This window comes from Sagittula salina (assembly GCF_017813235.1).
Lineage (GTDB): Bacteria > Pseudomonadota > Alphaproteobacteria > Rhodobacterales > Rhodobacteraceae > Sagittula > Sagittula salina.
Map to the genome: position 1 here is coordinate 1 of NZ_JAGISH010000028.1, position 6824 is coordinate 6824.

At 63.1% G+C, this 6824-nt stretch carries 7 protein-coding genes and 2 pseudogenes; 6 read left to right on the forward strand and 3 right to left on the reverse strand.

From position 1 onward, the window contains the following. Window positions 1–1083: 1083 nt before the first annotated feature. The gene (locus J5474_RS22240; RefSeq protein WP_209364190.1) at window positions 1084–1329 is read right to left on the reverse strand and encodes a hypothetical protein; all 246 of its coding nucleotides are present in this window, start codon (window positions 1327–1329) and stop codon (window positions 1084–1086) included. A 321-nt stretch (window positions 1330–1650) separates the two neighbouring features. Between J5474_RS22240 and J5474_RS22245 the strand changes: the two genes are divergently transcribed. From J5474_RS22245 to J5474_RS22265, 5 genes are all read left to right on the forward strand, one after another. Continuing rightward, window positions 1651–2655, forward strand: a complete 1005-nt coding sequence (locus J5474_RS22245) for an AraC family transcriptional regulator (RefSeq protein WP_209364192.1) — start codon at window positions 1651–1653, stop codon at window positions 2653–2655. A gap of 108 nt (window positions 2656–2763) precedes the next feature. Continuing rightward, a complete protein-coding gene (locus tag J5474_RS22250) occupies window positions 2764–3591 on the forward strand; it encodes an NAD(P)H-binding protein (protein ID WP_209364193.1) in 828 nt (275 codons plus the stop codon). Window positions 3592–3616: 25 nt separating this feature from the next. Next, entirely contained in the window at window positions 3617–4045 is a 429-nt protein-coding gene (locus J5474_RS22255; protein ID WP_209364194.1) for a DUF4345 domain-containing protein, read from the forward strand. 76 nt (window positions 4046–4121) lie between these two features. Next, window positions 4122–4619: an anthrone oxygenase family protein gene (locus J5474_RS22260; RefSeq protein WP_209364195.1), complete on the forward strand. Its 498-nt coding sequence runs from the start codon at window positions 4122–4124 to the stop codon at window positions 4617–4619. Window positions 4620–4678: 59 nt separating this feature from the next. Then, the gene (locus J5474_RS22265; RefSeq protein ID WP_209364196.1) at window positions 4679–4945 is read left to right on the forward strand and encodes a hypothetical protein; all 267 of its coding nucleotides are present in this window, start codon (window positions 4679–4681) and stop codon (window positions 4943–4945) included. Window positions 4946–4999: 54 nt separating this feature from the next. Here the strand turns inward: J5474_RS22265 and J5474_RS22270 are convergent, their stop codons facing one another. Then, window positions 5000–5218: a hypothetical protein gene (locus J5474_RS22270; protein WP_209364197.1), complete on the reverse strand. Its 219-nt coding sequence runs from the start codon at window positions 5216–5218 to the stop codon at window positions 5000–5002. A gap of 525 nt (window positions 5219–5743) precedes the next feature. Further along, window positions 5744–6382: pseudogene (locus J5474_RS22275) on the reverse strand (transposase). A gap of 303 nt (window positions 6383–6685) precedes the next feature. Here J5474_RS22275 and J5474_RS22280 point away from each other — a divergent pair. Next, window positions 6686–6824, forward strand: a pseudogene (locus J5474_RS22280) (IS5/IS1182 family transposase); the annotation flags it as partial.

Genomic DNA, 6824 nt, shown 5'->3' on the forward strand with positions numbered 1-6824 from the left:
CTTCGGAAAGAACGGCCGCAGTCGCGACATCTGTTCGTCGGTCAGCCAGAAATGCCCGCTCATCATGCCCCTGTGTTTGGGAGCTTGAATCATGCAGCCCGTGGAGCCTCAAGCACGTTTATGGGTCCTGACCCTAATCCTACTTGCAGCCGCGAAGAACGCCAGCAGCGGATCGTTGGCTCCAAACCTCTATGTTGATCATCCCGCGCTCAAAAAGGACCCATACTTCGCTCAAATGGGTTTTTGATCCTGGATCGCACATATCAACAGCTCCCATGTTCCGCAGCTGTTGGAAGATAGCGAAGGATTGAAAAGGGGGGGTGAGCTACCGACATTCCTTGCGCGATGCACCAACAGCAGTTGGGGCCGAAAGCATTCGCAGCCGCGAAGGGGCGCAGCGTCTGCGACCATCCGCGGTAGCCCCAAGAACATCCGGCCTCATTCGCACGGGGCCGCACTTAGCTCGGCTCATAGGTCGAACGGCTGCGGGGCAAGCTGGGACGACATCGCCAGGCTATGGTTCCCCAGGATCGCTCTAACGTAGGATTGTGCTTGTTCACTGATGTCCCTCCGTTGCTTGCTGCCAGCACTCGCCCAATGAACCCTAAAGGCGGCACAGGCCGCGTCCAAGGGGACATAGTCGGCGCCGTCGGAACGCAAAAAGCGTCAGACTATGACACTTCTGAGGGGCAAAATGGGGTTGCAGCGCGAGCGCACTACGCCCGGATAATTTCACTTTGTTCAGCAATATCAGTGGTATAACGGCGGATAGACAGGGATTGGAACCCTGGGACCCCGTGAAGGGTCAACGGTTCTCGAGACCGTTTCCTGCCTTGGCGCGGGGGCGCATTTCCCCTTTAAATATGCCTTTTCGCGAAACCGAGCCGGAGAAATCGGCACGGGTGGAAGGCGCGGGTGTCATAGCAAAGGGACATAGCACCGGCCTCCGATGCTTTTCCCCTTCCCGTGATGTCGGGGCGCCCAGGGTTTGCCCGCTGTGGCTCCTCTCCGGGCCATGGCCAGAAGTCACACCCGTCCCTGTGCTTCTCCCCCCTCCGGCCGGCGGCTCTTAACGCGTGGTGGTCAGCGCAAGTGCGGAGGTCGTGAACGTGCATAGACGAGGTTGCCGTTCTCATCGAGACCGACGCCGAGACCGAGCCTCCGCCGGCGCGCGAAGAAGGCCTCTTCGTGCTCGCCCGGTTCGCCCATTTTCTCGTTGAAGGCCTCAACCCAGGCGGCGTGTTCCTCATTGGTTAGCTCGCTGGTTGCAAGCTTCCCTTCCAATGCGGCCGTGACGCGGGCGTGATCGATCTTCCTGGGGTTTTTCATGTCGGGCTCCTTCCGCACACTCTTCAAGCATAGCGCAAGGGCAGGGGGTGTCACAGACAGTCTGACAATCCATGCTATACTACCGGAGTGACCACTTTCGACATCATCACCTCTGTCACTGCCGCGGTCGCAGCCGGAGGCACCATCGGCTCCATGTCCTACATCGCAAGGAACGCGGGCAGGGATCGACCCTCCGAGCGGAAGTTCGCTGCACGTGCAGGTTGGATGCACGGTTTAACGAAAAGCGGACATCCCGTCCGCCGCGCCCCGGGTTTCACCGCGAGCTTGGCTGTTCACCAAACGAACCTTAGAATGCCGGGCATGGGGTATGTCACGTCGCTCTTCGCGCGCAAGGTGGTCGCCGCGGCGGGCGGTGGGATCGATGCTGCGGCGATGCTGGCCAGCGTCGGGATAGACCCCGATGCGCCCTGGGGCCCCGGGCAGATGATCCCGGCCGAGTGCTACTACGACATGCTCGAACGGATCGCTGAGCAGATCGACGCGACCGATCTGCCGGTGCGCACGGGCGCCTCCATGCGGCTCGACGAATACGGCGCGCTCGGGCTGGCCTTCAAGGCGGCTACGACCCTTGGGGCATCATATGCACGGGTGGAACGCTATGCGCGTCTCTGGACCAGTGTCGTCGAATATGAACTGCGGCCGGCAGCGGGGGGCACGCTCGTCATACTGCACCGGGCGGGCGAACGGCGCCTTGGGATGCGCCTGTCGAACGAGGCGACCCTTGTGAGCGCCGTGGCCATTGCAAGGCAGGTCTGCCCGGTGCCACTCGCCCCCGTGGAGGTGATGCTCCGACATCCCGCCCCGCGCAGGATCGCCGCGCACGAGGACTGGTTCGGCTGTCCAGTGCGCTTCGGCGCGGACCTCGACGCGATCCTTTATGCCGACGAGACGCTGGCCCGGCCCAACGTCCTCGGGGACGAGGGGATCTCGCACTACCTCACCACGCATCTCGACGCGGAACTGTCCGAACTCACCCGGGCGCCCGCGCTTGTCACGCAAGCCCAAGCTCTGATCGCCCAGGCCCTCAGCGAAGGGACGCCGAAGATGGCCGAGATCGCCCGCGGCCTCGGGCTCAGCGCGCGGTCCTTTCACAGGCGCCTCTCGGAACACGGGATGAGCTTCCAGGGCCTCACCGAGGAAACGCGCCGCGACCTCGCCGAGGGGCTCTTGCGAGACGAGAGTCATTCGCTGGCCGAAATCGCGTTCCTCACCGGGTTTTCCGAGCAGAGCGCCTTTACCCGCGCGTTCAAGCGATGGGTAGGCACAACGCCCGCGACCTACCGCAAGGACATGGTCCGCCGCTGACGCACGCATTGGCGACGTCGGTCAAAAGGCTGGCGGCGCCGGTCAATACCGCGCGGCATCCCCGCGCCTATTCCCTAGCTATCGAAACCGAAGCCAGGGAGAGACCCCATGAAAGACCAACCGATCCTCGTCATCGGCGCGACCGGCAAGACAGGACGCCGCGTCGCCAGCCGTCTCGAAGCGCGCGGCCTGCCCGTGCGCCGCGGCTCGCGCAGTTCCGCGACACCCTTCGACTGGGAGGCGCCGGAAACATGGGCGCCGGCCCTGCGTGGGGCCCGGGCGACCTATATCACCTACTTCCCCGACCTCGCCTTCCCCGGCGCCGTGGAAAAGCTCGAGTCCCTCTGCGAGACGGCCCGCGACGTGGGTGTCGAGCATCTCGTCCTGCTCTCCGGCCGGGGCGAGCATCAAGCACGGCTGGGCGAGGACGTGGTGCGCAATTCCGGCCTCGATTTCACCATCGTCCGGGCTGCGTGGTTCGCGCAGAACTTCTCCGAAGGCTACCTGCGCGATCCGGTCCTGGCCGGTGTCCTTCCGATGCCCGGCGGCAATATCGCCGAGCCCATCATGGACATCGACGACATTGCCGATGTCGCCGTCGCGGCGCTGACCGAAGAGGGACACAAAGACCAACTCTACGAGGTGACCGGCCCGCGGCTGATGTCCTTCGCGGACATGGCGGGGGAGCTTTCGCGGGCGACAGGACGCGAGATCCGGCATGTCCCGATCAGCTTCGAGGAATTCCACGCGAACGTCGCACAGGCTGGCGGCACCTTCGTCGCCGATGTCTTCACCGCCATCGCACGCGAAACGCTGGACGGGCGCAATGCCCACACCGCGAACGGCGTGATGCGCGCGCTCGGCCGTGGCCCGCGCGACTTCGCGGATTTCGCCCGGGACGCCGCGCAAACCGGCACGTGGACAAGCGCCGCCTGACACAACCCTATGAAAGGACCATGACATGAAACCCACCACATTGGAGAAGATCGCGCTCGGTATCTCCGGCCTCACCGCGCTCACCATCGGCACTTTCATCCTGTTCGCGCCGCACGCCTTCTATGCCGGCTACGGCATCACGCTCGGCAAAGACGCCAACCTGCTGAGCGAATTGCGCGCCCCTGGCGCCGGTCTCGCGGGGGTCGGCCTTCTGATGCTGCTTGGTATCCGGCGGCCCGCGCACCTGCCCGTCGCTATTGCTGTGGCCCTGACGGTCTTCATCGCCTTCCCGGCCGGACGGCTGGTCGGGCTTGCGGTGGACGGGATGCCGTCCGAAAGCGTCATCGGCGCTCTTGTCGTCGAACTGGTGATCGCCGCACTCTGCCTCACAGCCTTCCGCCGGCGCCTCTGGCACCCGGCGTCCGGCCGCTTCACGGCGCAGCCCGTGCGCTGAGCCCGCCGCGGCGGCGCGGCCCGCGTTTCCGCCCCGCCGCCAATTCCAACCGAAACCTCCACGGGGAGACAAGCCAGTGATCCAACAGCTCTTTGAAATCGGCCTCATTGGCGCAACCCTGGCCACAGGCCTCGTCGCAGGTGTGTTTCTCACCTTCTCCGATTTCGTGATGCGCGCGCTTGGCCGAGCCGAGCCCGCCGCCGGGATCGGAGCGATGCAGATGATCAACCGTGAGGTCTATCGCTCGCTGTTCATGACGCTCCTCATCGGGCTGACCATTATCTCGATCCTGCTCGCCGTCGTTGGTATTTTCTTTGTGGGACGTGACGTGGCGCTCTGGCTCGTCGGTGCTGCCGGGTTTTACATCGTCGGCGTCATGGCGGTTACCGCCCGCAAGAACGTGCCGATGAACCAGCGCCTCGACAGCATGGAGCACCGAAGCGCCGGCGCACGCGCCTATTGGGCCACCTACACGCGCGATTGGACCCGCTGGAATCATCTGCGCTGGGTCGCCGCGCTGGCCGCCGCGATCGGCTACCTTTGTGCGACCGTCACTGTCGCCGGACAGGTATGACTGGATTCGGGCAGGGTCGGTCGCCCTCGGTCCTGGCGCATGGTTCGAAGGACACGACCATGACCAACGCACCACTGACTTTTCGCCCGGCCTGCGAGACCGATTTGTTCGAGATCGTCGAGATGCTGGCAGACGATCCGCTGGGTGAACTGCGCGAGGATCTGCGCGCCGCTGCCAGAGGCTTACCGCGTGGCCTTTTCCGCAATCGAAAGCAATCCGAACCAGTTGCTCGTCGTGGCCGAGCGCAACGGGGCGATCGTCGGAACACTGCAACTCAGCTACCTGCCCGGCCTCGCGAGAAAGGGCGCCTGGCGAGGACAGATTGAGGCGGTGCGGATCGCGAAAGTTCGTCGGGGCGGCAAGGGGAACTGCATCGCCTGTCATGCCGCGTCGTGCGAGACGCTCCAGAATGGGTCAACGCCATCAGCTTCAGCGTAGGCTTCGAGATGTGAGCGCAATTCGTCCGCCAGCACGCAAATCTTCTCCACTGCGGGAGAGATCGGATCGATCCTGGCAAAGCATCCGGCTTCAACGCTGTCTGGATCGCCGACACGATCGAGCGAAAGCAGCCGGTGTAGCTCAACGATCTCCCGCAGCATGTGGCGTGTGAGGCGTGGGGCGTTCAAAAGCGCATCGTGGAGCCGCGTCGTGCGCTGCGCGGCTGGGCGCGACCTCAGCAGAGCCGCTGCTTAGGCCAAGGCCTCCGAGTGGCCACAAAAAAACCGCGCGAGTGCGATCTCTGTCTCAGGGGCTGAGGTGGAGGCGGTAGTCGAAATAAGGTTCATGAGGAAATTTCCCTTTCCTTTAACGACGGCGTGTTTTGCCAGTCAATGGCGCCTCCTTGCTCAGGCTTACGTATTTTCTCCTTTCTCAAACGACCCGGTTCCGGCGCGGTCTCACCGAGAAGACCGCGCCGGAACCGGGTCAAGCCCCCAAGATTTATCTTCACTTGGCAGGACCTGCACATCGCGTGCAGTGTTAATGGTCATCATCGTTTCGGACACCCATACACATCGACGAAGGCGCCGACGCTTAGGGCCTGGGAATACCAACGGCGGTTACTGAATTGAGATTCCCGCCGCATAACCAAAGCCTGAGGCGTGAATTTTCTCACCTCGCTGACGTCATGTCATTCGATCGTTCTCGGCAGTGCCAAGTGCGTCGAAGCCGATCATGACAGCTATTCGGGTGTAAATTTCGGCGGTCTGGCGGCTGAGGTCTCTCGCGGAGATGCGCTCTCTAAAGCCTTTCAGGCAGCGCATCTTCGCCTGAATCTGGCTGCCGGCGTGATATCCAGACCAGCGGTTCCACAATGCTCGGCCGTAGTATTGCGTCGCACACAGTGTGTTGTTGCGGACCTTTGTGGCGGGACAGCCCTCTTTCCAGGGTCGGCCATACTCCATGGGAATGATCGGGATGGCGCCTGACCCATGGTCAGATGCACCTTGCGCCATCGCCGGCGGACCTGCACCCCGTGTTTTCGGACCTGCCACGATAGGAAACCTGCATGGCCAAGGCCTTTTGCCTGCGGCTCAGGGTCGACAAGCCCGGAACCGGCCAGTCCAGCCCCGCTAACCGGAGCAGGCTGTCCAACATCCCGGCGGTCCCGCGCGACGGCAGTTTGAAAAGAACCTTGATCGACAGGCAGAACTGAATGGCGGGACCGGAAAAGATAGAGCGGATGACCAAGGCCGCCCGCCGCGCAGCGTAAGCCAGGTCATCTTCCTGTCCACCCAGATAAGCAGAGTCCCTCACTTTCGCAGCGCTGCGTTGTAACGGGACCAGTTCGTGGTGCGATAGCAGGCGGGTGGTGGCTTGCTCCTGACCCGCGTTTAACGGCAGGGATTATCCAACAGCGCCGTCCAGATAACTCGAACAGATCAAACAATCCCCGAGGCTTCAGGTCAACTGATCAATCGGCGTAAAAACGCTGCCAGCTTCAGCAGCCCGCCGAACTTTCAATGAGATCAAGCCATCAAGCGACACGCCCTGTTCCATGCGGCGTTGTTGCAGACCTCAGCCGTTGAAGGATTCACAACGGGAATCCATGCGGTTAGGCGCGCAGCATGAGCAAGCCCAAGCCCGCCCGCTACCGCAGGACGAACTGGTCTACCTACAACGCTGCGCGCCGCAAGCGCGGGTCGCTGCTGATCTGGCTGGACACGGAGATGACCTGGCACGCGCCGCGTGAGGGACGCGCGGGGC